The following is a 26,167-nucleotide window of genomic DNA, read 5'->3' on the forward strand; positions in this document are numbered from 1 at the left end:
GATACGGCGGTGGGGTTATCCGGTGCGGGCGAGTACGTCGCCCATGGCCGACTCGAACGGCTCGACCGACTGGGACGAGCGGTTCGCCTCCGGGTCGTACCCCCGCGATCCGGAGCCGTCGTCGGTGTTGCGCGCGTACGAACCGTCGATTCCGAACGGTCGGGCGCTCGACCTCGCGACCGGAACGGGACGGAACGCGGTGTTCCTCGCGGAGGCCGGATACGACGTCGACGCGCTCGACGCCTCCCGAGAGGGGCTCCGGATCACGCGGGAACGCGCGGCGGAACGCGGCGTCGCCGACCGGATCGAAACCGTCCACGCCGACGCGACGGAGTACGCGTTCCCGACGGAGCGGTACGCGCTCGTCACCGTGAGTTTCTATCACACCGTCGATCGGTTCTCGGACCTCGCAGCGGCGCTCGTCGACGGTGGCTATCTGTTCGTCGAAGGCCATCTCCGGTCGTCTCGGTCGACCCCCTCGGGGCCGAGCGACGACCGCTATCGGTTCGCCGCGAACGAGCTGTTGCGCGCGGGGCTCGGGTTGAGCGTCCGCTACTACGACGAGACGACGCAGGAACGCCCGGACGACCGCCGCCGGGCGACCGCGCGGCTGCTCGCCTGTCGGGCACACGGCCCCCGGCAGTCGTACCCCGAGGGACCGACGGAGGGGGATCGTGGCTGACGATCCGCTCGGTGGAGCCGCAGACGGCAGCGTCGACGACAGCGAGGTCCACGACAGCGAGGTCCACGACAGCGAAGTCGACGACAGTGGCGTCGACGACGCGGTGACGACGACGGCGGCGCTCGTTCGGATCGTCGAATCCGCGGCCGGGGTCGACCTCGACACCGACGTGGGGGATGGGGACGAGGACGGGCACAGGAACGGGGACGAGGACGGGCACAGGAACGGGGACGAGGACGAGCACAGGAACGGGGACGAGGACGAGCACAGGAACGGGGACGAGGACGAGCACAGGAACGGGGACGATGGCGGGGCTTCGGGAACGACGACCGTCGTCGGCCGCGACGGGACCGTCGGACCGGCCGAGCGGCTCCCGTCGCTGCTCGCCGACGCGGGGTCGATCGTCGGGGTGGTGCCGCGGCTCGACGCGTCGCTCGTGGAACGGCTGACAGCTGCCACCGCAGCGGAGATGGAGGCGCGAATCGTGCTCACGGGACGCGCGGGAACACGCCTCACCGGCCCTGCGCGCCCCGCGATCCGGTCGTCGATGGCGGACCGCGGCGCCGATCTCCGCGTCCACGACGGTGACTCACCGATTGGGATCCTCCTCGTCGACGACCGCGCGGTTGTCGGACTGTTCGACGGTCGAGGACTCGCGGCCGTGCTCGCTACCGACGATCCAGCGGTTCGCGGCTGGGCGGCCGAGACCTATCGTCGATACGCCGATGCCGCCGAGCCGTTGTGAATCGAGCGAGCGCGTTGACGCCGAACCCAGCGGCCTCGGGATCGTCCGTCACGATCGTCGATTTCCGAGAAATGTTTATATACTACCATGGCAGAGGATAGCACGCACAGAATGTTCGAACGCTTTTCCAGCGGATACTACTTGGGGGAACTGTACGTCGAGCCCCACGACGGCGACCGGGCCGTCATCCAGCAGGCCGACCACGAGCACGTCAACGAGCAACTGTACGCGGCGGGAACGGGCCTCGAACGGCTCGACGCGCCCCTCGTAATGAAGCTCGGCGCGGGACACATCCCGGTCGGCGGCGACGAGGGCGTTCCGAGCGGGACGCTCGCGGTTCCCCGATCCATTGCCGACGAAGACCTCCCGGCGACGCGGAACGTCCTGTTGGCGGACGCCGACCGGGCGGAGAACCTCCTCCGCTGGGAGGGGTGGGAGCCCTCCGCCAACGCCTGAGCCGGACCGGCGTCCGACGACGGGCCTTTTAGGTCACCGGGGGCCGATCCTCGGGTATGATCGACCGGCTGCTCGGCCGCGCCGAGCTGAAAGAGCGGATCGAGACGCTCGAAGAGGAGAAGCGCCACCTCGAGCGTCGCGCGGAGGCTGAAGAAGAGCGGCGTTCGGAGGCAGTCGCCGACCGCCAGCGCGCCGAGGAGCGCGTCAATCGGCTGGAAGACCGTATCGAGTCGCTGGAGGACCGCGTGGAGCGGGCCGAGAGCGACGAGGAGACGGTCGAGTTCCGCCGCGTGAGCGACGCGAGCGGTGGCCGCCTCGACGACGTTCTCGGCCGTCTGCGTGGGGTCGAGACCGACGACCCGGAAGGGGTTCTCACGGCGTTCGTCCCCGAGGACGATGCGGTCCCGACGAGCGTCGCCGACTGGTTCGGGGACCGCTCCCGGCTCGTTCGACGCGCCGCGCCCGCGGTCGTGATCGCCGACGACACCGGCGCGGTGAGCGTCGCGCTGTCGCCACCCGTCGAGCCGGAGCCGTTCGACCGGTGGGCGGCGTCCCCGCGTCTGGAGCGGGCGTGGTTCCGACCGACCGGCCGGTTCGCGTTCGCGCTCGTCCGGTCGGACACGTTCGCGCTCGGGGTGTACGAGGGCGACGAGCGCGTCTCGTTCGAGGGGTTCGACTCGGACGTGAAGGAGGCACACTCCAAAGGCGGGTTCTCCCAGGGGCGATTCGAGCGACGACGTGAGGGACAGATCGACGACCACGTGAAACGCGCCCGTGAGGTGCTCGACGACCTCGACGACGTCGACCGAACGATCGTCGTCGGCGAACGGAGCGTCCTCGGGGACGTACGCGACCTCGCCGATCACACCGACGTGACCGATGCGACCGGACGCCCCGAAGCCGCCCTCGACGACGCGTTCCGTGACTTCTGGACGACCCGTGTGTACGCTATCTGAACGCGTTCGGGCCCGAATCGCGATGGTAAGCACCGAATACCTATGTGCCTCTGTGCCACACGATATTCTGGAGGGACACGTCACACGCTCCCTCCCCCCCCTACGAACGGCGACTCGGGTCGCGCGACCGACCTCGACACCTGTCCGACTTCGAAACCCGTCCGCCATCGACACAGGACGGACACCTGGGAGTTGCCGACAGCGCTCCGCCCACTTAGTTTCACGGAGTTGATAGACACACGTAAGCCTAGTGAGCACGGCCGTTATTTATGACCCGGATCGACGATCCCGTCGGTGGACGCGAGCTGTTCGCGGCGGTCGCCGTCGTGCTCGTCGCCCTTCTGGCGGTCGCTGCGGTGACGAGCGTGGCGGGGGTGGGCGGGCCGCTCGGCGGGACACCCGGGGCACTCGGCGGGGTGTCCGATACGACGGTCAGCGAGCGTGCCGTTCTCGACGGGACGGGCCACGGACCCGCGGTCGATCCCGCGACGGGGACGGCGTCCGTCGACGACGACACGATCCTGATACGGCACGAGCTGTCCACGACCGACGAAGCGGGGAGCGTCGGCGTGACGACCGAGGCGCGGATCCCCGACCGCGTGACCGAGCTCCGGATCGAGCTGTTGAGCGGGAACGATGAGCCGATCGAGGCGGACGGGTTCGACCGCGAGACGACCGACGGCGACGCGGAGTGGGTGTGGGACGGGGAGACCGAGCGTCCCTCGCTTACGTACGCGATGGACGCGAACGTGACCGACGACGCCGACGGACCGCTCGCAGGGGAGGGATCGTATCGGTTCGTCGACACGGGTGAGTGGGCGATCGTCAGGCCGCCACGGACGGCCGTGGGGTGGACGTTCACCGGCGGCGGCAGCCGCGTTACGCTCGCCCGGGAGAACGCCGTGGCGGGGGAAGGGGCCGCCTCGCGGGCCGTTGTATTCCTCGGTGCACACGAAGAACACGTCCACGAGACCGCGGACCAGCGCTACCGCCTGATCGTCCCGGAGGCGGCGACGCTCGAACCCTCGCCCGACGAGGTGTTCCAGGCGTACGAGGGCGCGGCCGCCGCGCTTCGGGTGGGGGCGCTCGACGAGGAGGTGTTCGCCGTGGCCGCGCCGACCGGCGACGTCTCTTGGGCGGTTCGCGGGCTCCAGATCGGTGACGCCGACCTCTGGGTCCGTGACGCCGAACCGGCGGGCACCGCCGACGACGTCTGGACTCACGAGTACGTCCACACCCGGCAGTCGTACGTCGCTGACTCGACCGTCGAGTGGTTCACCGAAGCGACCGCGACGTACTACGCCGCGCTGTTCGCACTCGAACGGGGAGCGACCGACTTCGACGAGTTCGAACGGACGCTCTCTGCCGGCGAACGCGAGCCGTTCGCGTCGTCCGTCCTCGCGGAACCCGGTACGTGGAGCGCCAACGCCGACTACGTGAAGGGCGCGCTCGTCGCCGGGGAGATCGACCGCCGGATCCGGGTCGCCAGCGACGGGAGCGCCTCGTTGGCGACCGCGTTCCGCGACCTCAACGAGGCCCCGTCCGCTCGCGACGAGCCGGACTCGTGGGTGACGAACCGCGACTTCCTCGACGCGGTCGAGGCGGCTGCAGCGGCCGGCGGCGACGACGAGGCCGCGGCGGCGGTCCGGGCGGACGCGGAGCGGCTGACGACGACGGACGCGACGCCCGAGGCGTGGGACCGTGACGCGCACGCCGAGGCGTTCGGCGAGACGCCGGCCCAGGTCGGCTACGGCCTCGCCGCCGACGGGATCCGTGCAAGCGGCGAGTACCGCGACCGCCCGGTCGACCGCGACCCGGTTCGGCTCGTCGAGAACGAGAGCCTCGGCGTGGACCTCGCCGTCTCCAACACCGGGGGGACAACGGGGAGCTATGAGGTGTCGCTGTACGTCGACGGCGAGCCCGTCGACACGCGGTCGGGGAGCGTCGAGGCCGGCGACGAGACGACGGAACGGTTCGAGCACGCGTTCGCCGACCCCGGCGAGTACACGGTCCGGGTCGGGAGCGAGACGCTCTCGGTGGTCGTCGACGAACCCGGGTCGGTGGCCGTCCGTGACGTCTCGATCGACGCCGATCGCATCGTGGCGGGTGACTCCGTCCTCGTGCGCGCGACCGTCGGGAGCGACGGAGCGATCCCGGCGGGCGGATCGGTCGAGTTCCGCGTCAACGGCGAGTCCGTCGGGTCGGAGCCGGTCAGGCTCGACGCGGGAACGGAGGGGACAGTCGAGCGCGAGGTCGCCCTCAACGACTCCGGAGCCGTGACCGTGAGCGTCGCCGGCCCCCTCGGTGAGGCCTCCGTGAGTGTCCAGGTCGAGGACGCCGTCGACGGCGATGCCGGGGACGGTTCCGCGGGCGGAAGCGACGAAACGGCCCCGGGCGACGTGGTGTGGAGCGTCCCCGGTTTCGGCGCAGTCGTCGCCATCGTCGCGTTGCTCTCGGCGATCGCCGTGCTCGGTCGACGGGACTGAGCGAGGCTCGGCCCGGCACGACCCAGTCCGGCCCGACACGAGCCAACGCGTCAGCCGACTTCCGCACGGTCCGGTGGTTCCACCGGTTCAGGGTCCCCGCCAGACTGCCGCGCGGTCCGTCAGAACGGCGCGTCCGGGCCCTCTTCGGCTCCTTCCTCGTCGCGTTCGGCAGACCTGTCCGTTCGTTCGAGCGCCCCGACGTCGCGTTCCCACGCCTCGATCCCGCCGCGAAGGCTCTCGACGCGGGTGTCGGCCGTCCCCTCGTAACTGCCGATCAGCTGGGCCGCCTGCTTGCTGGCGATCCCGTGCGGGCAGACCGTGACGACCCGCTCCGCGCCCTCCAGCTCGGCGATCCGTGTCGTGAGCTCGGGGAAGGGGATCGACTCGCTCCCCGGGAGGTGCCCGCGGTCGAACGCCCGGCGGTCGCGGATATCGACGATCCGAACCCCGGAGCCGGAGGTGTCCTTGGATCCGGCGTCGCCACCGCCGTCGTCGCGGCCGACACCGACCAGATCGGCCAGTTCGTCGGGGTCGATCTCGCCGTCCATCAGGGGAGCGGACAGAGGCTCGCGGTGAGCACGGCGCGGTCGTCGGTGTCGTTTCGCGCCCCGTGGACGTCGCCGCGTTCGTTGAGGACGACGGCCGGCGCGGCGAGCCGCTCGCTCTCGCCGTCGCGGACCACGGTCGGCTCCCCCTCCAGCACGTGGAAGACGTTGGTCGCGTCGGCGTGCTCGTGGGCGTCGATCTCCCCGCCGGGTGCGAGGACGAACGCCTTCACGAGCACGTCGTCGGTGACGACGAGCTCGGCGGTCGCGACCTCCCCGTCGACCGGGTCGAGGTCGTCGACGGCGTCTGCGTATCGGTCAAGGGCCATACCCGGTCGGTCGGGCCCCGAGAAATAAAAGGCGTCGTCGAGCGGGGGATCGTCGATGGGGAGGGTTGGGGCCGCGTCACTCCCGCGCGCCGGGCGGGAGCGGGTCGGCATGGTCGGCGATGGCGTCCGCGACCCGGTGGGGCTCCTCGTGGATCACCCAGTGTGTCGCGGTGTCGACGGTGATCAGTCGGCCGTCCGTACAGTACTCGACGCTGTCGGCCGCGAGCCGTTTCTCTAAGAACTGGTCGTTCGCGCCCCAGATGACGAGCGTCGGGACCGATACCTCGGGCGTCGCCGGTTCAGGTCGGTCGCGCACGATCGCGCGGTACCAGTTCACCATCGACTCGAACGCTCCCTCCCGGTTCCACGCCCGCCGGTACCGCCGGAAGTCGTCCGCGTCGAACGTCCCGGGATTGCTGGTCTCCCGGAGGCTTCGGACTGCGAGCCGCCAGTCCCCCGCGCTCGCGACCGCTTCGGGGAGCGTCGGCAGCTGGAAGGCGAGCACGTACCAGCTCTTGAGCCGTTGGCTCCAGGACTCCTGCAGGGCGCGCTGGAACACGGTGGGGTGAGGGACGTTGACCGCGACGAACTCCGAGAGGCGGTCGGCGTGGTGGATCGCGAGCCACCACCCGACGGCCGCCCCCCAGTCGTGACCGGCGACGGCCGCGGTCTCCCGACCGTAGGCGTCGATCAGCCCGACCACGTCGCGGGCGAGCTCGCCGATCCGGTAGTCCGCCACGCGCGGGGGTTTCGCCGAGAGGTTGTAGCCGCGCTGGTCGGGGACGACCACCCGGTATCCCGCGTTCGCGAGCGGGGCGATCGTCTCGTGCCAGCCGTACCAGAACTCGGGGAACCCGTGGAGCAACACCAGCAGCTTCCCGTCTTCCGGACCCGCCTCGACGACGTGGAGGTCCACCCCGTTCGTCCGGACAGCCCGCGACCGGCCCGGTACCGACGCGGGGATCTCGTCGTCCGGGATCGGTTCCGGGACCGTCCCGCCGGTCGGGACGAACGCGGCGTCGCCCTCTCCGTCGCGGGTCCCCTCGACCCGATCGGTATCGCCGGTATCGCTCCCGGACCGATCGTCGCCGCCCGGCCGATCGTCGCCGGACCGATCGTCGTCGTCCGAGGGCGTCTCGATAGGGATATCGACCATACACACCGTTCGTCCGCCGTCGCCTAATAGATGCACCTCCGCGATGTCAGTACATATACCCTGTATCGATCCGGTATATAAACGCACGCGGCCGTGCCAGTATATAACTAAAAGACCCTGTGTAAATTCATCAACATTGACCTGAGGCGCGTGCTGAACACAGGGCGCGAATTGGCCGTGTACTATCTATCAAGTAGGTGGATTCGCCAACAGTATGGACAAGTAACAAGCCTACCCGGCGAAGTCGTCAGCTGCTGGCTTTAGATAACCCAACTCGCGGAGTCGGTCACGCAACTCATCGTCAGAAACTGCTTCGCTGACTGCCACACTCAGGTCTTCGTTACGCTGTTCAAGGATGCTGAGCAGTTGTCTCGCAGTCCTGAGTTTGTAACTTGCGTCCGGGTTCTCTATATCTTTTTGAACTTGCTCTAACAACTCCTCTATCGTCATGAGCACATCCACTGTCATGAGCTAACTACGAGAGCGAGTGTCATATAGATGACTGGCGATTCCCAGAATTCTGAGAGATGTAATCTCTCTATTCAGCACGACGCGAGAGACCTATCACCAATTGAGGATTTCAACAGGGTCAAATAGAACTGTTCGAAGCGAATAACTGGAGCCGCTCTGGAGTATATAACTGAATTCGACTACCTACTCCCCGTCCCGCCGAGCGACTTCGTGACGGCCGAACCCGTATCGGAGCCGGTTCGCGAGCCGCCGGGAGAACCGTCCCTCGTTGCGGGAGTCGAACCGCTCGGCGAGCGCGCCGTATATAAGTGGCACCGGCACCTCCTGTTCGAGCGCTTCTTGGACCGTCCACGTACCCGTCGACCCGCCGGCGACGTGGTCGGCGACGTCGCCGAGGTCGGACCCCTCCTCGGCGAACGCCTCCTCACACAGCTCCAGCAGCCACGACCGGATCACCGCGCCGTTGTTCCAGGTGCGAGCCACGGACTCCATATCGAGGTCGTAGCGGCCGTCGTAGAGTAGTTCGAACCCCTCGCCGTACGCCTGCATCAGGGCGTACTCCACGCCGTTGTGGACCATCTTCACGTAGTGGCCCGCGCCCGACTCGCCCATCCGGTCGTGGCCGTCAGGGCCGGTGGCGACCGCGTCGAACACGGGCGTCATCGACTCGTATGCGGGTTCGGGACCGCCGATCATCAGCGAGAAGCCCTCCTCGGCGCTCGCGGGGCCGCCGGAGGTGCCGCAGTCGAGGTAGGCGGCGTCGGTCCCCTCGGCGCGCCGGACGGACGCCTCGAAGTGGGAGTTGCCGCCGTCGACGATGACGTCGTCGCCCGAGAGGTGGGGTTCCAGGTCGCCGAGCGTGGCGTCGACCGCGTCGCCCGCGGGCACCATCAGCCAGATCCGTTTCCCCCCCTCGTCGCCCGCCGCCAGCCGATCACACAGGTCCGCGACGGAGTCCGCCGGCTCCGCGCCGTTCTCCGCGGCTTCCGCGGTCGCCTCCGCCGAGAGGTCGAACGCCACCACGTCGTGGCCCGCGTCCATCGACCGGTTCGCGACGATCTGCCCCATCCGCCCGAGTCCGATAACGCCCAGTTGCATGGTCGGAGGGTGTCGGGCGGCGGCCGTAGTGGTTCCGGTTCCGGCGGCGGACCGCGGTCCGATCACCCCCAAACGAACGGGAGCCACCAGACGACGCCGACGACGATGACGGCGGTTCCGGTGACGCTGACGGCCGCCCCGACCTTCGCCATCTCGGGGATGGAGAGATATCCGGACCCGAACACGATGGCGTTGGGCGCGGTCGCCACCGGGAGGACGAACGCGAACGACGCCGCGAGTGCCACCGTCGCCATCAGCGTCAGCGGCGGCGCGCCGATCGACGTCGCGACCGCGACCGCGATGGGCGTGAACACCGATGCCGTGGCCGTGTTCGAGGTGACGTTCGTCAGGACGACCACCGTGACCGCGAGCAGGACGACGAGCCCGACAAGCTCCGTCATCCCTGCCCCGGTGATCAGGTCGGCGGTTCGGCGGTCGAGGCCGGTGCGCTGGAACGCACGGGCGAGCGCGAACCCCGCGCCGAGCAGGAGCAGCACGCCCCACGGGAGCCGAAGCGCGTACTCCCAGTCGAGCAGGAACTCCCGTCGACGGGCGTTGACCGGGACGAGGAACGCCGCGATCCCGCCGGCGATCGCGATCGTCGCGTCCGTCACCTCGGGGAACACGGGGGAGATGAGGAACGGCCGCGTGAGCCAGCCCAGCGCGACGAGCCCGAACAGCGCCGCCACCCGCCGCTCGCCCGGCGACGGGGGGCCGAGCTCGGCGAGCTTGTGCGCCGCGATCGCCTCCCGCCCGGGCACCACGTCGACGGTCGGCCGGACGACGACGAGCAGCGTCGCCCAGACCGCGAGCGTGCCGACGACGGCGACCGGGAACCCGAACTGCATCCACTCGAGGAAGCCGACGTCGACGCCGAGCTGGCTCTCCGCGACGCCCGCGAGCACCGCGTTCGGCGGGCTCCCGATGAGCGTCCCGACGCCGCCGACGGAGGCCGCGTACGCGATACCGAGCATGAGCGCGACGCCGAACCGCGTCGCGGGGAGGTCCGCCGGGTCCTCGTCGGTGTCGTGGACCATCTCGCCGACACCCTCTCCCACGTCGACCTGTGGCCCATCGGTCACCGTGTACGTCTGTGAGATCACGGCGATCGCGATCGGGACCATCAGCATCGCGGTCGCGGTGTTCGAGATCCACATCGAGAGCAGCGCGGTTGCGGTCATAAACCCGAACAGGAGGCCGGGCGCGCTCACCCCCACGCGGCTGATAACGAGCAGCGAGATGCGCTCGTGAAGCCCCGTCCGCTCGACCGCGAGCGCGAGCAGGAACCCACCCAGAAGGAGGAAAACGATCGGGTCGCCGTAGGCGGTCGTCGTCGCGCTCGCGTCGAGTACACCCGTGAGCGGAAAGAGGGCGACCGGCAGCAGGCTCGTCACCGGGATCGGCACCGCCTCCGTCACCCACCAGACGACGATCCAGGCGGTACACGCGAGCGCCGCGGCAGCGTCCGGCCCGAGGCCGAGCCCGCCGCCGGCGAACCACAGAACCCCGAACGCGACGGGACCGAGCGGTCGGCCGATATCGCTTCGCGCGGGGAGACGCATACGGCGTCGTCTCTCGCGCTCGTGTTAAACGGATCGTCGTAGGGGACACCGGTTCTCGGAGGACGCCGATCGGGAGGTGCTACCCAATTCTCGGGGGATTACGCCACCGATCCGTCACGCTCCATCGCCTCCCGCTCCCCGAGGTGTGCTCGCAGCGAGTCCACGTCCTTGTTGCCCGCGCCCGTGTTCAGCAGGACGACCGTGTCGTCGGCGTCGAACTCGCCGGACTCCGCCAGCGCGAACGCCCCCGATACCGCGGCCGCGCAGGTCGCACCCACCTCCAGTCCTTCACTCCGGGCTACCTCGATGGCGGCATCGAGGATCTCGTGGTCGGTCGTCGCCACCGCACCCCCGTCCGACTCGCGGATCGCCTCCAGTATCAGGTGGCTCGCGCCCGGGTCGGGGATCGCGATCCCGTTGCAGGCGGTGTCGATCGCGTCGTCGTCGAGCGGCTCGTGGCGGTCCGCGCCGGCCTCGTACGCGTCGACGACCGGGGCACAGCCCGCCGCCTGCGCGGCGTACATCGGGATCAGCTCGTCCGCCCACCCCAGTTCCCGGGCCTCGCGAGCGGCCTTGTGCATCCCGACGAGGCCGACCCCGCCGCCGGTCGGATAGACGACGGCGTCCGGAGCCTCCCAGTCGAGCGCCTCCAGCAGTTCGAGCGCCATCGTCTTCTTGCCCTCGTGGCGGTACGGGGTAACGAACGTCTTGGTCGAGTACCACTCCGGATGGTCTTGCATCGCTGCGGTGTAAGCGGCTCCGGCGTCGCTGATCTGGGAGTTCCCACCGACCGGGTCGGTAACCGTCAGCTCCGCGCCGTGGACCTCCGTCATCGCCTTCTGGGTGAACCCCGCCCGCGACGGGAGGAACACGTGTGCGTCGAGCTCCGCACGGGCGGCGTAGGCGGCCGCCGCCTGTCCCGCGTTGCCGGCGCTATTCAGCGCCACGTCGCTCGCGCCGTGCTCCCGTGCGGCCGTCATCGCTACGGACTGCCCGCGGTCCTTGAACGTCCCCGTCGGGTTCGCGCCCTCGTCTTTCAGGAGGACTCGCCCGACGCCCATCGCGTCCGCGAGTGCCGGACACTCGACGAGCGGCGTCGCGCCCTCCCCGAGCGACACCGCGGCCGATCGCGGGAACGGGAGCAGTTCGGCGTACCGCCACATCGAGTCGCCGTCCCGGCGTTCGAGATCGGCGGGGGTCAGATCGATCGCGTCGTAGTCGTAGGCCGGGTCGAGGATCCCGTCACAGTCCGGACAGCGGTGGGTCGCCGTCTCGGCGTCGAACGTCTCCTCGCAGTCGACACACGAGAGTCCAGCGAAGGCGGCGGTCGTTTCCATGCCCGCCGATCACGCTCCGGGGGTTTCGCTCCATCGGTCGCGGCGGTCCACGCGGCGATCTGGGTTCAGGGATCGGCGTTACGGTGATCACTTCGGGATCGCGTCCGCCGCTCGTAGGCGCTTCAAGTCGCCGTCTGCGTAGCCGTACTCCCGGAGGACCGCCTCGGTGTGTTCGCCCAGCGACGGGGGGTGTCGCCGGACGGTCGTCGGCGTCCGTGAGAACTTCATCGGGGAACCGGGCAGATCGATCTCCCCTGCGGTCGGGTGATCGACGGTCACGCGCATGTCGCGCGCTTCGATCTGCGGGTCCGCGAACAGCTCCGCCATGTCGCGGACGTGGCTCGCCGGCACGTCGTGGTCGGTCAGCGCATCGACGGCCTCCGCGGTCGTCAAGTCGGCGAACTCGGGCTCCAGCTCGGCGTCGAGCGCCGCCCGGTTTCGAACCCGTCTCTCGTTCGTTTCGAACCGCTCGTCCGCGGCCAGGTCCGGGCGGTCGAGCGCCGCGCAGAGCCGGGGCCAGAAGGCGTCGGCCGAACAGGCGACCACGACGTAGTCGTCGCGGGTCTCGAACGCGCGATAGGGAACGATGTTCGGGTGTTTGCTCCCCATCCGTCCCGGCGGATCGCCGCTCGCGAAGTAGTTCGTCGCCATGTAGCTCATCCACGCCGCTTGCCCGTCGAGGAGGCTCACGTCGATCTTCTGGCCGCTCCCGTCGCCGAGCTCGCGTTCGAGCAGCGCCGCGAGGATCGCTTGGGTCGCGTACATCCCCGCCCCGATGTCCGCGAGCGCGACGCCCACCCGAACGGGCGGGCCGTCCTCGACGCCCGTGATCGACATCAGCCCGCCCTTCGCCTGCATCACGATGTCGTAGGCGGGCTCGTCGCGGTCGGGACCCCACTCGCCGTAGCCGGAGATCCCGCAGTAGACGAGTCCCGGGTTCTCCTCGGCGAGGTCGGGGTAGTCGAGCCCCCACTCGGCGGTTTTTCCTACCCGGAAGTTCTCGACGAGCACGTCGGCCTCGCGGGCCAGATCCCGGAACACCGCGCGCCCCTCGTCGCAGGCGAGGTTCAGCTCGACGGAGCGCTTGTTCCGGTTGACGCTGGCGTAGTACGCGCTCTGTGCGTCCGCGCCCTCGCCGAACGCCGGCGGCCGCCACGTTCGGGTCTGATCGCCGGACCCCGGCCGTTCGATCTTGATCACGTCCGCGCCGAGATCACCGAGCTGGAGCGTACAGAACGGGCCGACCAGCACGCGCGAGGCGTCGAGCACGGTCACGCCGTCCAGCGGTCCCGTTTCGCTCGACGGCTCGCGTGCCTCACCGACCATCGATCTGCCCCGTAATACCGCGCATACGCCGACCACCGAGCGCGACCGCTTAAAACCGGTGGCGAGCGACGGTACGTTTTAGGCTCCGGACACGAACGCCATGGTATGAAACGACGTGACGCGATCCGGAGGGCGCTCGGGACCGCCGGTTCCCTCTCCGTCGTCGCCCTCTCGGGGCGGCTGGTCACTGAAGACGACTCCGCATCGACGGATGCCGATGCGGCCACAGCCGGGAGAACGGCGCCGGAAGAAGCCGCTCTCGATGAAGCCGCTTCCGACGAAGCGTCTCTCGACGGGGAGTCGGAGGAGGTCGACGATGAGGGCGCTCCCGAGGCGGTCACGGAACAGCTCCGTCAAACGCATGAGGAGCGGTGTCAGTGCCCGGTCTGTGGCGGGTCGATGCCGGGGCGCGGATAGCGCTGCGTCGCCAACGGTTAAACCGTCGGGGACGCCACGTCGGGACATGGACTTAGAGATCGACGGCAACGTCGCACTGACGACAGCCTCGAGCGCCGGCCTCGGCAACGCGGCTGCGACCGCGCTCGTTCGCGAGGGCGTAAACGTGGTGATCAACGGCCGCGATCCCGACCGGCTCGAAGCCGCCGCCGAGGCGCTTCGTGCGGAAGCGGCGGGCGACGCCCGCGTCCACCCCGTTCGCGCGGATCTGACAGACGAGGACGCGGTGACCGGGATCGTCGACGAGACGCTCGAGGAGTTCGGGCGGCTCGACCATCTCGTCACCTCCGCGGGAGGTCCGCCGTCCGGGCCGTTCCTCGAAACCGACGACGACGACTGGTACGAGGCGTACGAGCTGCTCGTGATGAGTGCCGTCCGCCTCTGTCGGGCGGCCGCGGAGCCCCTCCAAGCGGGCGACGGCGGCACCATCGTGAACGTCACCTCGCGATCCGTGAAGGAGGCGATAGACGGACTCGTGCTCTCGAACTCCGTGCGGATGAGCGTGATCGGCCTGGAGAAGACGCTCTCGACGGAGCTCGCGCCGGACGTGCGCGCGAACGCCGTGCTCCCGGGCCCCCACGAGACCAGCCGGATCGAGGAGCTCGTCGACCAGGCGGTCGAGCGCGGCGAGTACGACTCCTACGAGGAGGGACTCGCCGACTGGGGCGAGGGCGTCCCGCTCGAACGGATCGGTGACCCGATGGAGCTCGGCAACACTGTCGCGTTCCTCTCCTCGCCGAAGTCGGGCTACATCACCGGGCAGTCGATCGTGATCGACGGCGGCGCGGGCGCGTCGAACCTCTGAGGGCGTCTCGCCGTCGGACCGCCGGGACCCGAACGGACTTACCGACCCCGTCCGATCCCACGCGTATGGACCACGTGCCGTTCGACGAGGCCGAGACGTACGAACCCGAGGACGGATGGGGTCGCGCCGCGCTCGCGGGCAGCGACCGGTTCACCTTCGAGTGGTTCGAGAAGCCCCCGGGTCACGCATCGCCCGATCACGACCACGAGAACGAACAGGTGTGCGTCTGTCTGGAGGGCGAGCTGACGGTTCACACCGAGGAGCGGAGCGTGACGCTCGGCGAGTACGACTCCGTGCACCTCGACGCCTGGGAGACCCACCGCGTCGAGAACGCGACCGACGAGCGCGCGGTCGGGCTCGACGCGTTCGCGCCGGGGCGTGGGTTCGACTTCTGGACCGACCGCGAGGAGTGATGTCCGAAGAGACCCACCGGTTCGCCCGGACCGTCACGGGCGACCCGCTCGTCGGCGACGACGACGGGTTCGTCCCGCTGGCCGCCGCCGGGCTCGACGACGTGAGCGACGCCCTCGGAGCGGTGACCGGTGGCCCCGCGGTGTTACCCCCGGTCGACGCGCTTCCCGCGAACCGGACCCCCGCCGACCACCTCTCGTTCGGACTCCCGTTCGACTTCGGGAAGCTGTGGGGGATCGGGCTTAACTACGCGGACCACGCCGCCGACCTCGACGAGACCCGTCCCGACGAGCCGGCGAGCTTCATGAGACCCGCCACGACGTTGGCCGCTCCCGGCGGGCCGATCCGGCTCCCGCCCGTCTCCGAGTCGGCGCGCGTGACCGCCGAGGCGGAGCTCGGGGTCGTGATCGGGCGCACCTGTCGGAACGTCGACGAGGCCGCGTTCGGCGACGTCGTCGCCGGCTTCGTCCCCGTGATCGACGTGACCGCGGAGGACGTCCTCGAACGGAACCCGCGCTTCCTCACCCGCGCGAAGAGCTACGACACGTTCTGCGTCGTCGGGCCGTGGGTGTCCGCGCCGGCGACCGTCGACCGCCTCGACGATGTCGAGGTCCGGACGGTGGTGAACGACGAGGTCGTCGCCGAGAACACGCTCGACCGGATGCTGTTCTCACCGCCCGAGCTCGTCGCCGTCCACTCGCGGGTGATGACGCTGGAGACGGGCGATCTGATCTCGACAGGCACGCCGGGTGCGGGCGTGATCGAGGACGGCGACACCGTGCGTGCCGAGGTCGACGGAGTGGGGGTGCTGGAGGCCGACGTGGTACGGGAGTCGTGATTGTGAGGCGGTTGCGGACTCGCGAAAAACGAATAAGCAGAGCGTTCAGGCCGGGAGCGTGTCGATACCATTGATCGCGACGAACCCGTAGCCACACTCCGAGCAGCGCCACTTCGTCTTCTCGCCGAGGTGGAGCGTCATCGCGGCCGACCGGTAGAACGACGTCTCCCTCTCACACGACGGACAATCCACGTCCTTTTCGAGCGCCATACTCGTGTTCGGAGTCGGCGAGGATTTCAACCTATTGATCCGCCGAACGGCCGTCGATCCCTGACTCGGGTCTCTATTTAAATGGCCGTCACCCACGCCTTGTACGCCGGTTCGAGTTCGTACACCTCCCGGAAGGCGCGCTCGATGAAGCCGGCGACGCGGTTGGCGTCCGAGCGCGCCGTGATCACGGCGTTCGTCCCTTCGGCCTCCTCGGGACTCACGAGCTCGTCGATCCGGAACTCCGGGAACTCCCCGAGCAGCCCTTTTAAGCGGTCGAGCTCCTCGTCGGTGCAATCCATCACGATCTCGGTGCCGACGAGCTGGATCCACGGCGGCAGCTCGCCCCCGTCGGAGGTGTCGCTGTCGGGGTCGACGTCGACGGTCATCACGTCGCTCGACCGGGCGCGGTGGGCCGCCGCCGCGTCCGCGAACAGCGACAGTCGCTCCGACTCGGTCGCGGCGTCGAATCTGGTCATACTCCCGCGTCGTGGCCGGCGGTATATAAGGGATCAGTCCCGGTCGGTCTCCGCCAGCACGTCCTCGACGAGTTCGAGAGTCCGCTCCGCCTCCCGGACCCGGTCGTCGATCGCGCCGGATTCGAGGAGCGCGAGCTCCGGATCGTCGAGCGCGTCACGCACTTCGGCGGCGCGTCGGAGGCGTTCGTACTCGTCCGAACGGGCCAGATCGCGGATCGATCGGAGCGTCGCCACGGTCTCGTCGCCGGCGACACGCGAGACCAGCGGGATCAGCTCGTCGATCTCGTAGGCGAGCTCGTCGCCCGGCGCGGGCGGCCAGTCGATCGTCAGCGGCTCGCCGTCGATCCGGTCGATGAACGTCTTGTGGACCGCGACCGCGGTGCGGAGCGCGCCGGGGTCGTCGACGTAGTGGTCGAGCTTCGAGTTGGAGTAGTCGGCGTACTCCAGCAGCGTCGGGAGCGGCTCCTCGCCGGCCGCGTACTCCGCGACGTACTCCCGGAGGTCAGCCGGCGGGAGGTCCGCGTCGACGAACGGCGTGTCGTCGGCCCGGTCGAGGAACGCGAAGACGTCGCGGGCGGACGCGGACCGATAGAACGATCGAAACGCCTCCCGCACCGACTCGTTGTACTCCTCGACGGGATCGCGAAGCCGGGCGACGTCGGCGTCGAGGTCCGCGTCCGCCATGTCGGCGACCTCGCGGAGCGCAGCAAGCCGTGCCGTGAGGTCGTCGTGAGCCTCGCGGGCGGCCTTCCGGGCGGCCCGATACTCGTCGGTCGCGTCGTCGCGATCGGTCAGCAGGTCGACGTACGCGCCGGCGGGATCGAGCGCCTCGCGCGCGGCGGCGAAGTCGGCTTCGGAAAGCCGTCGCTTGTCGACCGCCTCGTCGGCGGCGGCGAACGCGTCGGCCGCGAGCGCGTCGTCGTCGACGTCCGTCGCGTTCGCGAACGCCCCCTCGAACCGGACGTACGACGGGAAGTCGCCGCTGCCGACTGCGTCGTCCTCGTACTGGTCGAGCACGCGGTGCGCCTGACGGTACGCGTCCGCGGCGGCCTCGACGCGGTCCTCGCCGTGCCCCGCGATCCGGGACTCGATCCCGGCGAGCGCGTCGTACCGCTCGCGGAGCTCGGCCGCCGCCTCGCCCGCGGCGGCGACGGCATCCGGCCCCGCGTCGCCGTCTCCCTCCACGTCCCGCACTCCCTCGGACGCCATCAGTACACCTCGTCGGGGTCGAACACCCGCTCGCCGACGTGTTCCCCGTCGACGGTGCGATAGAAACACGACCGGTGACCGGTGTGACACGCGCCGACCGACTGGTCGACGACGTACAACAGGGTGTCGGCGTCGCAGTCGACACGGATCTCGCGGACGGCCTGCGTGTGACCGGACGACCCGCCCTTGTGCCAGAGCTCGTCGCGGGACCGGGAGTAGTAGTGAGCTTCGCCGGTCTCACGGGTTCGCTCGAGCGCCTCCGGCGAGACGTACGCGAGCATCAGCACCTCGCCGCTCTCGGCGTCCTGTGCGACCGCGGGGACGAGGCCGTCGTCGCCGAAATCGACCGCCACGTCGGCGTCGTCCGTAGCGTCGGGGTCCGTCTCGGACTGGCTCATATCGGGAACCGAGGCGTGCGCCGCGAATATGCCTTGTGTCTATCCGCGCCGGAAAGGGGCGTGTCGGACCCGTCCGTCGGCCGTCCCGGAACGTGGGTGTCAATCGTACCGATACACGAGCGCGTCGCCGTCGGCGTACGCGTCGGATCGCCGGTCGACGACCTCGAACCCCAGCGACTCGTACAACGCGATCGCGGCGTCGTTGTCGGGGTGCGCCTGTAGCGTCACCGGCCCGGTCGCCCCGCGAAGCGCCGCGGACACGAGCCCTCGGGCTCGTCCCTCGCGTCGGAACGCGGGCGCGACGACGAGCTCCGCGAGGTGACACCCTGCCCGATCCCGCGCGTCGACCGGGAGGAGGTAGCCGACCGGTTCGCCGCCGGCTGACCCGGTCGCCTCTCCGCTCCCATCGGCGACGCTCACCAGCGTCGTGCCGGCGACGAGTCCGTACTCCAGCAGCTCCGGGCTGGGCTGTCTGAGGTGCGACTGCAGCTCGCGGATCCGGTCGGCGTCGGTCGGGTTCGCGGGTCGGACGCACGGGTCGGGTGGCCGCATCGGGGTCACCCGAGGAGGAGACTGCCCGTGGCGACGGCCACGACCGCGCCCGACAGCGTCGCGAGGAAGTTGACGGCCTGGTTGCCGACCCGTTCGCCCTCGATCAGCGCACCGAGGAGGCTGTCGACGGTCATGCCGACGACGCCGGCCAGGAACACGACCGCGCCGCCGACGAGCGGGTCCCCGATCGGGATCCCGACCGCGGCGATAGCGGCGACCACCGCGGCACCCGTCCCGCCGGCGAGCTCGCCCTGCCAAGTGATCGCGCCGTCCGTTCCCGGTTCGACCGGCTGGAGCGTCGTGATCAGCCGTGGTCCGTCGAACAGACCCCCGATCTCCGAGGAGAGCGTGTCGGCCATCGCGGTCGCGATCGCGCCGGCGAACGCGAAGCCGAACAGCGCCGGCGACACCTCGACGTGGCCGGTCGCGGCATAGCCGAGCAGCGCCACGAGCGCCACCGCGGAGTTCGCGAGGACGTTCCCCGTCCCGCGAGCGCCCTGGTTCTCCTGTGCGACGCCGCGGTCGGCCTTCTCGTCGAACCGGTACTTCGAGGCCAACCCGCCGACCGCGTAAAACGCCATCAGTGTGAGGAACCAGCCGACGCCGCCGAGCACGACGGTGAGCAGCGCGAGCAACACCCCGGTCAGCATCCCCGGAACCGACGCCGTCCCGAGCGCGTACGAGATGTAGCCGAGTGCGACGGTGACGGCGAGCCCGGCGACGATCCCCGGGGCGCTCACGGTCGGTTCGAGCGCCATGAACCCCCAGACGACGAGGGCGACGACGACGACGGTGATGTGCTCGTCGCGGGCGTACACGAGCGATCGGACGAGCCCCGCCGTCAACGCCGCGACCGCCGCGAGAAAGACGAACACCGGAAGCGTCCCCGCAAGTGGGTCCACAGCGACGAGATCCGACAGGGAGAGGTCGCTCCCGACGAGCCCGATCGCGACCTGTCCGGCGACCGCCGCGGTGCCGGCGACGAGGAGGTACCCGCCGACGAGCTCGAACTCGCCCTCGAATCGACGAGCGAACAGGGCCCGGCCGAGCCGTCCACCGCCGACGGCGAGGGCTGCGGCGGCGAACGCGCCGAACGGGAGCGGAACGCGGGGGAGCGTCGCGAACGCGGCGAGCCCGGCGAGCCCGAGCGCGAACGCGCCGAGCCCGTACAGCCGTTCGGCCTCCCGGTCGCCCGGCAACGCGAGCGTCTCGAACCAGTTGCCCTCGCGGATCCCGAGGAGGACCACGCCGGCGACCGCGAGGAACGGCACGGCCGCGGCGTCGCCGAGCGCCGGCGCGAACACCGCGAGTGCGGCAACCGCGGCGAACACGCTCGCGCGCGTGACCCTCCGATTCACACGTGGAGTACCGCCGACGACCACTTAACCCTCCCGACAGCCGGTCGGTCGGGAATCTAGGGGACGGCGGCCGGTCAACCGAAGAACGAGTCGGCAGTCGCCGTGACGTGAAGGTCACCTGATATCTGAAGCGACAGCGCCGATCGGACGGCAACCGGATCGGGAGTCCCGAACGCGTCAGTAACGGTACTCGTTGAACTGGACCGCGTGGCCTTCGACGATCCGGACCGTCCGTTCGGGGTCCTCCTCCTCGTCCGACGCCGATCCCTGTGAGTCAACGGCTGGCATGTGTGACGACATGACGTGATAGTATATAAATTTTTGCCGGTAGATCCGTAAGACCGACCGTTCAGCCGATCAACCGACCGATCTCGCCGAGGTCGTCGAGGACGTGATCGGGTTCCACGTCGCTCTCGGCCACGTCGGCTTCGTCGGTGACGCCGGACAACACGAGGGCAGTCGTCATCCCGGCACGCGCGCCGAGCGCGATGTCGGTGTCAAGGCGGTCCCCCACGACGAGGCACTCCTCGGGCGGGTGTGAAAGCCGCTCACGAACCATCGCTATCGCCGGGTCGGACGGTTTTCCGAGGACGATGTCCGGGTCACGCTCCGCCACCGCAGCCAGCGAACGGATCACGGCACCGGATCCCGGTACGTCCCGGTCGGGCGCGGGGATGACGATATCCGGATCAGTCCCGATGAAGGGGATCCCACGGTCGAGCGCCCACAGGCCGGTACACAGGTCGTCGTAGTCGAACTCGTGGTCGATCGACGCGACCAGCGCGTCCGCGGCCTCGATGTCGTCCGTCGTGGAGAGCCCGGCGTCGTCGAACTGGTCGAGCAGGCCGGGCGCACCGATACAGATCAGGTCGTCCGTGGCGTGGTGTCGCCGGAGGTACTCGGTCGTGACCGTGCCCGCCGTTATCACCCGGTCGGCGTCGACGTCGTACCCCGCTGCCCCAAGTCGATCGACGTACGCCGGCGGTGCCTTCGTCGGGTTGTTCGAGACGAACAGCGTCTCGATCCCTGCCTCCTGTATCCGGTCGTAGCCGGCGGGCGCACCGGGTATTGGGTCGTTTCCGCGCACGACCGTCCCGTCCACGTCGAGGACCGCTCCGGAGAACTCCATACGGTCTCTGGGGCCGGGGCCGTCGTAGTGGTTGCGCTCCGGAAGCCGTCGTCCTCCGATCCAGTATCGTTTCACCCCACGAGTCCATCACGTCCCACTTTCGGAACAGGTTCCACCTTCGGGATAACGGAAGCGTAAAGCGAGCGCGACTCCAACCGATCGCTATTGTGACGACGACCCAGGTGACGCTGGTCCAGATCGACAACTACGGGCCGTGGACCGTGACGCCGGAACCCCGTCGGGAGATGGACCTACAGACGCTCCAGTCCCGCCTGTTTGCCGACATCGCCGAGTTCCTCGGCCACCGTGACGGATACGCCTTCTTCACCCGGTTCGACAACATGATCGCGGTGACGAACGGGGTCGACGGCGACGCCCACGCCACGCTTCAGGAGTCGATCGGCAACCGGTACCCCGTGACGATCAGCCTCGGGACCGCCGTGAGCGACCGGCCTGTCGACGCGCTAGAAGCGGCGAACCGGGAGCTCCAACACGAGGGAAGCGCACAGGACGCCGGGCGGACGGAGGTGCTCGCCGGCGAGTACCTCACGGAAACAGCGCCGACTGACGTCCAGATCGCTCACTTCGACGTCGTGAACGCGACCGGGAAGTACACCGACCGGCTCAACGAGTTCGACACGTTTATCAACATCGAACAGGCGTACGCGTCGCTGATGCGGTACCTGCGGGAAGCCCACGGCGCGCTCTCGTTTTTCGTCGGCGGCGACAACATCATCGCGGTCTGTCCGGACCTCCCCGAGTCCGCGTTCACCGAGGCCGTGGACCACGTCGGCGGCGACGTCGACGTCGAGCTTCAAGTCGGCGTCGGCCGCGGGGCGACGGCTCACGAGGCGGGGTTCGCGGCCAAACACGCCCTCGAGGACTGCCGCCACGACGGCACCAGCGTCGAGATGATCGGGACGCCGGCCGCAAGCGACTGATCGGGGGATCGCTGACGACGAGGATCGCTGACGACGAGGATCGCTGATGAGCTCTCTCTGCTCCACTCTGTCGGGCCGCTTCGCCCCCGAGACGTGAGATATTAAACCTGATAATTTCGGTGTGACTTTTTTATATACCCGACCGGTACGAGAGGATAGCATGTCAGAAGAGATAGTGTTCGTCTGTACGGCGGACGAGTGCGATGCGGGACCGTGGGAGGGCGCTCACGACGCGATGGCACACTGCGAGGAGCACCCCGATCACGGCTACACCGGTCGGCCGCGTTCCGAAGTCGATGACGTCATTCCGGCCACGACGGTCCGGAAACGCGACAACCGGAACCTCCAGCACAAGGGGCATCCGCAGGGCGCGCTCGCCGACCACGACTGACGGATCCGTACGGTGGTCCCGTTCGGATCGTTCGATCCACCCTTCCTCAGCCGGCTCCGTGTTCGTCCTCGAACAGTCCGAGGTCCTCGGCGACGAGGTCGGCGAGGTGGTCTTTGAGCGCCGGGTCGACTTCCGCGACCTCTTCACCGTCGTGTTTTCCGTCGTTGTGTCGCTCGAGCGTGTCGGCGACGTCCGAGAGCGGCACCTGCGTCTCGGTCCCACAGTCGGTACAGACGATCGGAACGCTCGGCTCCTCGGATGACATGTCTCGAACGGTCGCGGGTAACGGGTATAGTCCTTCGGGACGTTCTCGGTCGGATGTAGTGGACGCCGCCGTCGGAAAGGGACCATACTATCAAGCCGGGGTTCGGAGGACGACGTATGCGCGTCGTCGTCACCGGAGCTGCCGGCGGGATCGGAACCGGGGTAGCCGAACGGCTGGCGGCCGCAGATCACGAGGTGGTGGGGATCGACCGCGATCGTTCGGGACTCGCCGAGCTCCCCGATGCGGTCGAAACACGCGTCGTCGACCTTCGTGACGGCGACGCGGTACGTGAGGCCCTCGCGGAGGACCCGATCGACGCCGTCGTCACGTGTGCGGGTGGTTACGAGATCGCCTCACTGGAGGACACCACGCCGGACGCCTTTCGGAGACAGCTGGACACGAACCTCACGACCGTCCATACCGTCGTCCGCGCGACCGCTCCGACGATCCGCGAGCGACACGGTCGGATCGTCGTCGTCGGGTCGATGCTCGGGAGCGTCGCGCTTCCATATCACGGCGCGTACAGCGCCGCGAAGGCCGGCGTCCGCGGCTACACCGACGCGCTCCGGCGAGAGCTCGAACCCCTGGGGGCCACCGTCGTCCTCGTCGAACCCGGGCCGGTGCGGACCGGGTTCAACGAGCGCGCGGCCGACGCGCTCCGGTCGCGAGTCGGAGACGGATCCAGAGTCGGCGACGGATCCCGAATCGGAGGCGGATCCCGGGACGCGGCGGGGCGCGATGGGGACGCCGAAAGCGTGTACGCCGACGCCTATCGGGCGTTCGAGTCGTACACGCCGACCGCGACCGGTGTCGACACGGTCGTAAAGTCGATCGTCACCGCGACGACGACCCGAAACCCGCGGACACGATACCGGGTGAGCCGCCGCGCCCGATGGCTCCCACGGCTCGCCGCAGTGCTGCCGGACCGGCTCTACGACCGGTTGGTCCGTTCGGGACTCCCCGGCGGGACGCTCGGCCGGCTGATAGACCGGTGAGAGACGCCCTAGCGCCCGTCGAGCCGGCCGCAGTCAATCAGCCGATCCGGACGACGCCTCACCGCCCCCCTCGTCACCCCCATCGTTCGCGGCCTCGGTGCCGTCCGTCCCGGCGTAGAACGCTTCGGGTGAGTCGGTGATCCGCTCGAACTCTCCGAAATCGCGCTCGTGGTGGCGGATCATCTGTTCGACGATCCACGCGCTGTGCCGCTCGTCGTAGTTCCACTCGCCCTCGCCGTCGTCGACCGCGAATCGGTCGTCGGTCGCGAGCGCCGCGTAGAGGTGATAAAACCCTAGAACGACGTCCCCGAAATCGCGCGCCTCGCCACCGATCTCGGACCGTTTCTCGACCAGCGTCTCCCGGCCGTGGTCGGTGAGCGCGAAGTACTTCCGGTCCGGCTCGTCCTCCCGTTCGACCCGTTCGGCGACCCCGTCCTCCTCGAACTTGTACAGGATCGGGTACACTGACCCGTACGACGGCTCCCAGTGGCCGCCGCTGATCGTCGTGATCTCGCCCAGCAGCTCGTATCCGTATCGCGGCCGCTCGGCGAGCAGCTCCAACACGAGATACGAGATCAGTCCTTTCGGTGGGCCGCTTTTCCGCATCGTTCCACCGTCTCACGGTCGTCGTGAAAGGGTTTCGGTCCCGACGACGTTCGCCGACGCGGCCGTCGCTCTTGGCCGCACCCTCGCCATCATCCCACCGCGCAGATCAACGATTCCCTTCCGATGGCCTGTCGCGGACCGATCGGGTCCCACTGGCCGCCTGTCACGGACCGATCGGGCACCGGCGGCGGTACACCGACGCGGCGAATCGGCGGACACGACTCGGAAACCCCTAAGTCACGGCGACCCAAGCTCACGTATGGTTGAGGCACCTGCGACCGAGGAAGGGTGGTTCGCACTCCACGAGTTCCGGTCGATCGACTGGGACGCGTGGCGGAACGCTCCGGACCACGAGCGAGAACGGGCCATCGATGAGGGCCGGTCGTTCCTGGCCCACCGTGAAGCGCTCGCGAGGGCTGACGCCGGCGACTCGGCGGTGTTCTCCGTGCTCGGACACAAGGCCGACCTCCTGACGATCCACTTCCGCCCGACGCTCGACGAGCTCTCGGCTATCGAGCGGTCGTTCGAGAACACCGCGTTCGCCGAGTTCACGACGAAGGAGTCGTCGTACGTCTCCGTCACGGAAGTCTCCGGTTACGTCTCCGACGAGTACTTCGCGGACGACGACGCCGAGATCGACGAGGGGCTTCGCCGGTACATCGAGGGGAAGATCGAACCCGAGATGCCCGACGACGAGTACGTCTCGTTTTATCCGATGAGCAAACGCCGCGGCGAGGAGTACAACTGGTACGACCTCTCGTTCGAGGACCGCGCCGACCTGATGGCCGGCCACGGGGAGGTCGGCAAGCAGTACGCCGGGCGGATCAAACAGGTCATCGCCTCCTCCGTCGGCTTCGACGACCACGAGTGGGGCGTAACGCTGTTCGGCTCCGACCCCACCGACATCAAAGACATCGTCTACGAGATGCGCTTCGACGAGGCGTCCTCGCGGTACGGCGAGTTCGGTCAGTTCTACGTCGGCCGCCGGTTCCCTCCGAGTGACCTCAGCGCGTATCTCGCCGGTGAGTCGGTGCCGACCGGCGAGGCCGACGCCGAGCACGAGGGTCACGGCCACGGCGAAACCGGCGGTCACGGCGAGGCACACGGCCACGGCGGTCAGCACGGCGACGAGCACGGCCACGCCAGCGGCGGGTCGGCCCACGGAGATCACCCGCACGGTGACGAGAGCGGGGGGTCGGCCCACGGAGATCACCCGCACGGCGACGAGAGCGGGGGGAGCGACGGCGACCACCCGCACGGCGAGGGCGGCGCGGAGGGCGACGCTGACGGGGTCGACGAGGGCGTCTCGAACGCGGAGATCCGCGGCGAGCTCGCGGACCTCGACATCTACGCCGGCAAGCCGTCGGGCGAGGACGTGTACGCGACCGTGTTGTACAGCGAAGCCGACGTGGACGGGCTCTTCGACGAGGTCGAGGGTCTCCGGGGCAACTTCGACCACTACGGCACGCACGTCAAAACTGCCGTCTACGACGGCCACGACGCCGACCGCGCCGCGGTCGTCTCGATCTGGGAGACGGGTTCGGCGGCGGAGACGGCGGCAGGTTTCCTCTCCGAGCTGCCAGGGATCGTCGCTCGCGCGGGCGAGGAGTCCGGGTTCGGGACGATGGGGATGTTCTACACGGTGAAACCCGAACACCAGGGCGACTTCGTCGATACGTTCGAAGACGTCGGGGCGGCGCTCGACGGGATGGACGGCCACTTCGACACCGACCTGATGGTCAACGTCGAGGACGAGAACGACATGTTCATCGCCAGCCAGTGGCGCTCGAAGGAGGACGCGATGGCGTTCTTCCGCTCGGACGACTTCCGTGAAACGGTCCAGTGGGGTCGCGAGGTGCTCGCGGACCGCCCGCGACACGTGTTCCTCGCCTGATCGCGGCACGAAGGCCCGCGATCACGTGCGCCCGCGATGTCACGGCTCGGGGCTCGGCGACCCGCCGACCAGACGTACCCGTGA

30 protein-coding genes are annotated in these 26,167 nt (G+C 69.1%); 13 read left to right on the forward strand and 17 right to left on the reverse strand.

What is annotated here, in order from left to right:
• Positions 1-43 precede the first annotated feature (43 nt).
• The 5 genes from ACZ5TV_RS00935 to ACZ5TV_RS00955 all read left to right on the forward strand — a co-directional run bounded on the left by ACZ5TV_RS00935 (position 44) and on the right by ACZ5TV_RS00955 (position 5,325).
• A complete protein-coding gene (locus ACZ5TV_RS00935; RefSeq protein ID WP_379783781.1) occupies positions 44-682 on the forward strand; it encodes a class I SAM-dependent methyltransferase in 639 nt (212 codons plus the stop codon).
• Positions 675-1,427 (forward strand): transcriptional regulator FilR1 domain-containing protein, encoded by a 753-nt coding sequence (locus ACZ5TV_RS00940; RefSeq protein ID WP_464384007.1) that lies wholly within the window; start codon positions 675-677, stop codon positions 1,425-1,427. Before ACZ5TV_RS00935 ends, ACZ5TV_RS00940 begins: the two co-directional genes overlap by 8 nt.
• 111 nt (positions 1,428-1,538) lie before the next feature.
• A complete protein-coding gene (locus ACZ5TV_RS00945) occupies positions 1,539-1,883 on the forward strand; it encodes a DUF5802 family protein (RefSeq protein WP_379783819.1) in 345 nt (114 codons plus the stop codon).
• 56 nt (positions 1,884-1,939) lie between these two features.
• Positions 1,940-2,839: a Vms1/Ankzf1 family peptidyl-tRNA hydrolase gene (locus ACZ5TV_RS00950; RefSeq protein ID WP_464384008.1), complete on the forward strand. Its 900-nt coding sequence runs from the start codon at positions 1,940-1,942 to the stop codon at positions 2,837-2,839.
• Positions 2,840-3,108: 269 nt separating this feature from the next.
• Positions 3,109-5,325 carry a CARDB domain-containing protein gene (locus tag ACZ5TV_RS00955; protein WP_464384009.1) on the forward strand — a complete coding sequence of 739 codons (2,217 nt, stop codon included), beginning with the start codon at positions 3,109-3,111 and terminating at the stop codon, positions 5,323-5,325.
• Between the two features lie 119 nt (positions 5,326-5,444).
• On the opposite strand, the gene ACZ5TV_RS00960 is transcribed toward ACZ5TV_RS00955, so the two are convergent.
• The 8 genes from ACZ5TV_RS00960 to ACZ5TV_RS00995 form a co-directional block, all read right to left on the reverse strand.
• Complete coding sequence (locus ACZ5TV_RS00960; protein ID WP_379782156.1) at positions 5,445-5,873, reverse strand: rhodanese-like domain-containing protein; 429 nt, start codon at positions 5,871-5,873, stop codon at positions 5,445-5,447.
• Entirely contained in the window at positions 5,873-6,199 is a 327-nt protein-coding gene (locus ACZ5TV_RS00965) for a cupin domain-containing protein (RefSeq protein WP_464384010.1), read from the reverse strand. The genes ACZ5TV_RS00960 and ACZ5TV_RS00965 overlap by 1 nt, the downstream gene beginning before the upstream one ends.
• Before the next feature lie 76 nt (positions 6,200-6,275).
• A complete protein-coding gene (locus ACZ5TV_RS00970) occupies positions 6,276-7,355 on the reverse strand; it encodes an alpha/beta fold hydrolase (protein WP_379782160.1) in 1,080 nt (359 codons plus the stop codon).
• A gap of 231 nt (positions 7,356-7,586) precedes the next feature.
• On the reverse strand, positions 7,587-7,823 hold the full coding sequence (locus tag ACZ5TV_RS00975; RefSeq protein ID WP_379782162.1) for a hypothetical protein: 237 nt from the start codon (positions 7,821-7,823) through the stop codon (positions 7,587-7,589).
• A 186-nt stretch (positions 7,824-8,009) separates the two neighbouring features.
• The gene (locus tag ACZ5TV_RS00980; RefSeq protein ID WP_379782164.1) at positions 8,010-8,924 is read right to left on the reverse strand and encodes a decarboxylating 6-phosphogluconate dehydrogenase; all 915 of its coding nucleotides are present in this window, start codon (positions 8,922-8,924) and stop codon (positions 8,010-8,012) included.
• Between the two features lie 62 nt (positions 8,925-8,986).
• On the reverse strand, positions 8,987-10,486 hold the full coding sequence (locus ACZ5TV_RS00985; RefSeq protein WP_464384011.1) for an SLC13 family permease: 1,500 nt from the start codon (positions 10,484-10,486) through the stop codon (positions 8,987-8,989).
• 98 nt (positions 10,487-10,584) lie between these two features.
• Positions 10,585-11,823: a threonine synthase gene (locus ACZ5TV_RS00990; protein ID WP_464384012.1), complete on the reverse strand. Its 1,239-nt coding sequence runs from the start codon at positions 11,821-11,823 to the stop codon at positions 10,585-10,587.
• Positions 11,824-11,910: 87 nt separating this feature from the next.
• Complete coding sequence (locus ACZ5TV_RS00995; RefSeq protein ID WP_379781653.1) at positions 11,911-13,149, reverse strand: CaiB/BaiF CoA transferase family protein; 1,239 nt, start codon at positions 13,147-13,149, stop codon at positions 11,911-11,913.
• A 105-nt stretch (positions 13,150-13,254) separates the two neighbouring features.
• Here ACZ5TV_RS00995 and ACZ5TV_RS01000 point away from each other — a divergent pair, with 105 nt between their 5' ends.
• From ACZ5TV_RS01000 to ACZ5TV_RS01015, 4 genes are all read left to right on the forward strand, one after another.
• Complete coding sequence (locus ACZ5TV_RS01000; protein ID WP_379781655.1) at positions 13,255-13,566, forward strand: hypothetical protein; 312 nt, start codon at positions 13,255-13,257, stop codon at positions 13,564-13,566.
• Between the two features lie 46 nt (positions 13,567-13,612).
• Entirely contained in the window at positions 13,613-14,410 is a 798-nt protein-coding gene (locus tag ACZ5TV_RS01005) for an SDR family oxidoreductase (protein WP_379781657.1), read from the forward strand.
• Between the two features lie 65 nt (positions 14,411-14,475).
• Positions 14,476-14,823 carry a cupin domain-containing protein gene (locus tag ACZ5TV_RS01010; protein WP_379781660.1) on the forward strand — a complete coding sequence of 116 codons (348 nt, stop codon included), beginning with the start codon at positions 14,476-14,478 and terminating at the stop codon, positions 14,821-14,823.
• The gene (locus ACZ5TV_RS01015; RefSeq protein WP_379781663.1) at positions 14,823-15,659 is read left to right on the forward strand and encodes a fumarylacetoacetate hydrolase family protein; all 837 of its coding nucleotides are present in this window, start codon (positions 14,823-14,825) and stop codon (positions 15,657-15,659) included. The genes ACZ5TV_RS01010 and ACZ5TV_RS01015 overlap by 1 nt, the downstream gene beginning before the upstream one ends.
• A gap of 45 nt (positions 15,660-15,704) precedes the next feature.
• Here ACZ5TV_RS01015 and ACZ5TV_RS01020 read toward each other — a convergent pair whose 3' ends face one another.
• From ACZ5TV_RS01020 to ACZ5TV_RS01050, 7 genes are all read right to left on the reverse strand, one after another.
• Positions 15,705-15,869: a DUF7838 family putative zinc beta-ribbon protein gene (locus tag ACZ5TV_RS01020; RefSeq protein ID WP_379781665.1), complete on the reverse strand. Its 165-nt coding sequence runs from the start codon at positions 15,867-15,869 to the stop codon at positions 15,705-15,707.
• A gap of 77 nt (positions 15,870-15,946) precedes the next feature.
• Positions 15,947-16,345, reverse strand: a complete 399-nt coding sequence (locus ACZ5TV_RS01025; protein WP_379781667.1) for a hypothetical protein — start codon at positions 16,343-16,345, stop codon at positions 15,947-15,949.
• Between the two features lie 33 nt (positions 16,346-16,378).
• On the reverse strand, positions 16,379-17,554 hold the full coding sequence (locus ACZ5TV_RS01030; protein WP_464384013.1) for a DUF7118 family protein: 1,176 nt from the start codon (positions 17,552-17,554) through the stop codon (positions 16,379-16,381).
• On the reverse strand, positions 17,554-17,952 hold the full coding sequence (hisI, locus tag ACZ5TV_RS01035; RefSeq protein WP_379783450.1) for a phosphoribosyl-AMP cyclohydrolase: 399 nt from the start codon (positions 17,950-17,952) through the stop codon (positions 17,554-17,556). The genes ACZ5TV_RS01030 and hisI overlap by 1 nt, the downstream gene beginning before the upstream one ends.
• Positions 17,953-18,051: 99 nt before the next feature.
• Positions 18,052-18,504, reverse strand: coding sequence for a GNAT family N-acetyltransferase (locus ACZ5TV_RS01040; RefSeq protein ID WP_379783452.1), 453 nt, complete (start codon positions 18,502-18,504; stop codon positions 18,052-18,054).
• A gap of 5 nt (positions 18,505-18,509) precedes the next feature.
• Entirely contained in the window at positions 18,510-19,862 is a 1,353-nt protein-coding gene (locus tag ACZ5TV_RS01045) for a DUF92 domain-containing protein (RefSeq protein ID WP_464384014.1), read from the reverse strand.
• A gap of 349 nt (positions 19,863-20,211) precedes the next feature.
• On the reverse strand, positions 20,212-20,991 hold the full coding sequence (locus tag ACZ5TV_RS01050) for an HAD-IIA family hydrolase (protein ID WP_379781953.1): 780 nt from the start codon (positions 20,989-20,991) through the stop codon (positions 20,212-20,214).
• 167 nt (positions 20,992-21,158) lie between these two features.
• On the opposite strand from ACZ5TV_RS01050, the gene ACZ5TV_RS01055 reads away from it, so the two are divergent.
• The gene (locus ACZ5TV_RS01055; RefSeq protein WP_379781951.1) at positions 21,159-21,932 is read left to right on the forward strand and encodes a GTP cyclohydrolase III; all 774 of its coding nucleotides are present in this window, start codon (positions 21,159-21,161) and stop codon (positions 21,930-21,932) included.
• 160 nt (positions 21,933-22,092) lie between these two features.
• Positions 22,093-22,323 carry a hypothetical protein gene (locus ACZ5TV_RS01060; RefSeq protein ID WP_379781950.1) on the forward strand — a complete coding sequence of 77 codons (231 nt, stop codon included), beginning with the start codon at positions 22,093-22,095 and terminating at the stop codon, positions 22,321-22,323.
• Positions 22,324-22,369: 46 nt separating this feature from the next.
• On the opposite strand, the gene ACZ5TV_RS01065 is transcribed toward ACZ5TV_RS01060, so the two are convergent.
• Positions 22,370-22,588, reverse strand: a complete 219-nt coding sequence (locus ACZ5TV_RS01065) for a hypothetical protein (RefSeq protein WP_379781948.1) — start codon at positions 22,586-22,588, stop codon at positions 22,370-22,372.
• 116 nt (positions 22,589-22,704) lie between these two features.
• Between ACZ5TV_RS01065 and ACZ5TV_RS01070 the strand changes: the two genes are divergently transcribed.
• A complete protein-coding gene (locus ACZ5TV_RS01070; RefSeq protein ID WP_379781945.1) occupies positions 22,705-23,583 on the forward strand; it encodes an SDR family NAD(P)-dependent oxidoreductase in 879 nt (292 codons plus the stop codon).
• Between the two features lie 33 nt (positions 23,584-23,616).
• Here ACZ5TV_RS01070 and ACZ5TV_RS01075 read toward each other — a convergent pair whose 3' ends face one another.
• A complete protein-coding gene (locus ACZ5TV_RS01075; RefSeq protein WP_379781943.1) occupies positions 23,617-24,189 on the reverse strand; it encodes a PadR family transcriptional regulator in 573 nt (190 codons plus the stop codon).
• Between the two features lie 259 nt (positions 24,190-24,448).
• On the opposite strand from ACZ5TV_RS01075, the gene ACZ5TV_RS01080 reads away from it, so the two are divergent.
• Positions 24,449-26,083 carry a heme-binding protein gene (locus tag ACZ5TV_RS01080; RefSeq protein WP_464384015.1) on the forward strand — a complete coding sequence of 545 codons (1,635 nt, stop codon included), beginning with the start codon at positions 24,449-24,451 and terminating at the stop codon, positions 26,081-26,083.
• Positions 26,084-26,167 lie beyond the last annotated feature (84 nt).

Source organism: Halorubrum tibetense (assembly GCF_055396225.1).